Annotated in this window: 3 protein-coding genes; all 3 read right to left on the reverse strand. The window is 69.6% G+C overall.

All coding sequences use genetic code 11. The features are described from left to right. A partial coding sequence (locus tag AC2VOU_RS04915) for a hypothetical protein (protein WP_486956350.1) occupies window positions 1-83 on the reverse strand: 83 nt, incomplete at its 3' end. A 6-nt stretch (window positions 84-89) separates the two neighbouring features. After that, window positions 90-698 carry a DUF7158 domain-containing protein gene (locus tag AC2VOU_RS04920; RefSeq protein WP_486956348.1) on the reverse strand — a complete coding sequence of 203 codons (609 nt, stop codon included), beginning with the start codon at window positions 696-698 and terminating at the stop codon, window positions 90-92. Further along, the coding region (locus AC2VOU_RS04925) for a glycoside hydrolase family 38 N-terminal domain-containing protein (RefSeq protein ID WP_486956349.1) at window positions 695-4,723 on the reverse strand (4,029 nt) is incomplete at its 5' end. The genes AC2VOU_RS04925 and AC2VOU_RS04920, both read right to left, overlap by 4 nt.

Genomic DNA, 4,723 nt, shown 5'->3' on the forward strand with positions numbered 1-4,723 from the left:
AACGTATGTACCAATTCGCCGGACGGGTCTACCAGACCGACGGCGATCTTGGTGCCGCCGATATCCACAGCCAGGGTCAACATCAGAGCTCAGTGCCGGTGGGTGTTGTCGGGTTGACGTGGGTCACCGGGATGCTCGTAGCCGGCCGCCAGCCGGACAAGTGCCGCGCGGCGCTGGTCGAGCCACACCCGGAAGGCTCGCCGTCGGGCGGCGCCACGGAGGTGTTCGGCGATCGCGCAACGCACCTCCGCAAGCGGCGGGACGGCGGCGGCCGGGGCCCGCCAGCCGGGGGCGTAGCGTTGAGACCCGGCGAACCGCAGCGGGTTTCGATCGTGATAGGCGGCGATGTCGCCGTCACTGACCTCGACACCGGAGGTGACGTGAGTAAACAGAGCCCGGGCGCGCGGGTCGGCCAGTGCCGCGGCGGCGATACTGCCGATCTCCAGCCGTGCGGTGCTGTCGGGCAGCAACTCGTCCTCGGCGGGGGCTCGGTCGGCGCTCACCCCGCGGGCCTGCGCTTCGAGTGCGATCACGCGTTCGGTCACGATCAGCTGAGTGAGCCAACGCCGCAGTTGCCGACCCTCGCTGGTGCCGACCGCCGGCAACGCCGCGGCCCGCGCACCGCCGCGCAATCGTTCCTCCCGCTCGTCGACCTCCTCGACCGGGACTGGAATACCCTGCACCGAAGCAACATTCATTGCACTTTCACCTGCACAGCGGGCGAGTAGACCAGTCGGCCGGCGCAGCCGATCCGGATCAGCGCCCACCACTGACCGGGCTCGACCCACGCGGGCGGGTTCACCTCGAAGCTGACGTCGACGGTGCCGCGGGCCGGTAACACCGCACCCACTGCCGCCGGTCCGATCCACTCCCACGTGCCCCAGGGGCTGATCAGGTGGGCCTCGAGACTCAGGTCGGCACCCGCATCGGTGCCGACCGTGGCGGTCAGCCGGGTCGAACCCCCGGCGGCGACAACGATATCCGTGGGTACGCGGGTCAGGCGGATCAGCGCAGCGTCGTCGGCGCCGCGCACGGAAACCAGCGCGACGTCTTCGACCACCTGACGCCAGGAGGCCGGCACTTCGGTGTCGGTGACCGCCAACTGCGCCCGCACCGGATACACGCCGGGATCGATGCCGGCGGGCGCCTTCACGACGATGTCGGCTTCCAGGTGTTCGCCGGCCGGCAGGGTGAAGGGCAAAGCGGCAGGGCCGGCCGTCCAGCCGGGCGGGCAGACCAGTGTCACCGTCCCGGCCAGCGTCGCATCGCTGGCGTCACTGGCCAGCGTCAGCCGCAACGACACCTGCGAATCCGGCTCGGCGGTGAGCCGGACCGGGTGCAGGTGTGCCACCGCGGGTAGGCCGCCCAGCGGCGCCGGTCCACGATTGTGCAGCCAGTAGCGCGCGTACAAGGGCTGCGCGATCTCGGCATCCGGTGCAAGCGCCACGCTTTCGGCATCCAGCAACCGCGGCAGGTCGAACCATGCGAGCGCGGTGCCGATCTGGTTGCCGTGCAACGTGGTCAGCTGACGGGCCTGTGGCTGCTCCAGCAGATCGGCCGACCGCAGCCCGGACACGGTCCCCAACGGCGAGCGCACGTCGACTTCGGCTTCCCCACCGCGGGTTTCGACCAATCGGATCGCGACGCGACTCGCGTCGACACGCTGGGCGCTGCCGTGCGCCAGCGGGTTTCCGGCCGCCTTGAGCGCGGCCAGCCGCACCGCGCCGACGGGTCCGATTTCCAGCAGCGAACCGGTCGCGGACAACCCGCCCCGCTCACCCGACGACGCGACGGGCAGCAGCGGATGCGAGAACTCGGCACTGCGCTCGGGCACCTCGGCGCGACGCCAATCACCGACACCGCAGACCAGCGCATAGTCGAAAGTGTGCGTCCAATGCTGCAATTGGAAGCTGGACCCGTCGGGCGCGGTGCGCCGGGGTTCGTCGATCCAGATGCCGGACGGCCAGCCGGTGCACGACCGCATCAACGCGGTGTGCAAGGTGCCGTCGGTCTCGACGGCGAAGCTGGGCACTCCGCGGTTGCACAGCGCGACAGTGCGCGAGTCGAAGTCCCGCAAGCCAGCCGGGGCATGCTGGTTCACGACGATCTCGGCATCGGCGAGATCGTCGACCACCGCCGCGATGGCCGTGTCGAGATGTGCGTCGTCACGTCCGGCGATCACCAGCACCGGCAGCGCCCGCGCATCCCGTAGGTCGGCGTTCGGAAGCCAGGCTTCGGCCAGCGGGGCGGCAGCGGGCACCCACACCCTGGCACAGCCGGTATCGGCAAGCTGCCGCTCGACCTCGCGGGTGTAGGCGGGGTCGGCGCGCGCCAGCACGGACGCGGTAAACGCGCTCTGCCCCAGCGCAACGCGGGTATCGGGCAGGTTGGAGTCGACACCGAGCAGTCCGTAGCGTGGCCGGTCGGCGGTGCTGCAGGTGGCCGTGACCCCGGCCCGCACCAGCGCCACCATCAGGTCGCGGGCCAGCGCACCGCCCACGGCCTCGCTCGCCGTGACCACCTCGGCCACCGACACCGCTCGCACTTGATTGTCGCCGTCGCCGACGCGCACCCGCACCGCCGAGGACAACCCGAACCAGCCGTAGGCCGGGTTGTCCAGCGTCCACGGCTGCTCGGCGGTATCGACCGACTCAGAGTTGTTGTGCAGCAACGCAAAGCCGCGACCGACCACGGCGTCGCCGACTTCGCTCACCGGCATGGCGCCCGGCACCGGGCACGGCCAGCGCAGCCGTAGTAGCCGGTCTTCTCCGACGAAGTCGTTGATCGTGGTGGCGCAGTCGACCCGGTCGACCCCGCGCCACAGCGTCAGCGTCTGGCTGTAGCGCAGCATTTCACCGATCCGGCCGTGGACAACCAGCCGCCGGCCCAACGGGCTGCGATAGGCCTGCACCTCCGCCGCGCACTCCGAAGAGCCGACCACCGGCCCCTTGGGCAGCAGATGCCACGGCCCTTCACCACCAGTGGGATGCGCCGGATATTCCTCATAGACGGCCAACTCGTTGCCGACTCGGCCCTCACCGATCAGCTGTTTGCCGTCGCGCACCAGCGAGACCACTGCGCCGCCGCGTGTGGGGTCGACCGACAACCGGTAATGCTCGTTGGCTATCTCGTTGCCCGGCAACGGCTCCCAACCACATTCGGTTACCCCGGCAACCACCCGATAGGACCGCCAACCCCGCGACGGCATGTCGCGGGCCAGCCAGCTGACCGACGTCCCTCCCCGCTCGACCACCGCGGGCAACGCCACACCGTTGTGATCGAGCACCTGGGCCCCGGCGCCCAGTGGTTCGGCATACCGGGCGGTGACGATGTCGGTCCGACTGTGCGCCAACGTGTTCCACACGACTACCTCGCCGTCGACCGCACTGGACAGTAACGCCAGCGAGTTGTCCCGGGCCGCCCGGCCCAGCTCCCACGCATCGCGCCAGCCGGTCAGCAGGTCCAGGTAGACCTGGTCGGACTCCGAGCCGGTGATCGCGTCGTGGTGGGCGCCGTAGGCCAACTGCACCCACGCCTTGGCCAACGCGGCCTGAGGGTACTCAGCGCCGCCGACCAAACCGGCGAACACCGCGAACTTCTCGGCGTCGAGCACCGCGTCCTCGGCGGCGCGGTTGGCCTGCTTGGTGTCGATGAACGACACGTCCTTGCCGGTGTAGATCGGGTTCATGTCGCGGGTCTGCGGTGACGGCGCCCGGCCGCGCTCGTCCAACTCGGCACGCACCGCGGCGAAGAACTCGCGCGGCAACGCGCAGACGAACCGCGGCCAGGCGTAGCGCGCGCCCCAGTCACGATGAATCTCGGTGACCCACTTGTTCGGCGGCGTGTAATCGGTGCCGACCGGCAGCAGCACGTTGCGGGTCGACGCGACCTTCTTCAGCTCGGCGAACAGCTCGTAGCAGGCCTGCTCGGCCTCGGTCACCGTGGTCGACTCGTCCATCCACCAGCCGGCCGAGTAATGCGCCGGCATGTAGTGGGTGAGCAGGCCGCGGCCCGACGGCGAGATCCACTCGAACTCGCTGCTGAACTGCATGCCCGAGACACCGCCCTCGCTGTGCATCGGCCCCCACTGGTGGTGCGGCCCGCGGGCCCACGAACTGGACGTGAGCCCCGCGTCGGCGGCCATGCCGGGAAACTGCGGGTCGTGGCCGAACACGTCGAGCTGCCACGCGGTCTTCGGGTCGCCGCCGAGCACGTCGCGCTGAAAACCGATGCCGTGCACGAAATTTCGGATTGTCGTCTCGGGACTGGTCAGGTTGGTGTTCGGCTCGTTGTAGGTTCCGCCCATGACCTCCACGCGGCCCTGGCGCATCAGCCGACGCAGATCGGCACGGTCTTCGGGGTGAGTGTCCCAATACGGCTTGAGGTAGTCGACCTCGGCGAGGACGAACTTGTATTCGGGTTCGCGGCGGGCCATCTCCAGATGCGCGTGGACCAATTCGAAAGCGTTGGTTTGACGGGCTTTTCCGGGCGGGTCTTCGGTCCAGAGGCTGGTGTAGGCGCCCTGGGTGTTCCACCAGACCGGGTCGTAGTGGAAGTGGCTGATCATGAACATCGTCCAGCCGGGCTCGGCGACGACAAAGTCGAACGTCGCCGAAGCCGACGCGGCCCGTACCGACGCGGCGCGCCGCTCCCCCAGCACCGGCCGCTCGACCACCACCGGGACTTCCACGACACCATGGCCAATCGCGGAACCGCGCAGCCC

Source organism: Mycobacterium sp. TH-M25 (assembly GCF_057473665.1).

Excerpts from the sequence above, each read along its gene's own strand:
- AC2VOU_RS04920 (WP_486956348.1), bottom strand. The coding sequence starts at position 698 with ATGAATGTTGCTTCGGTGCAGGGTATTCCAGTCCCGGTCGAGGAGGTC.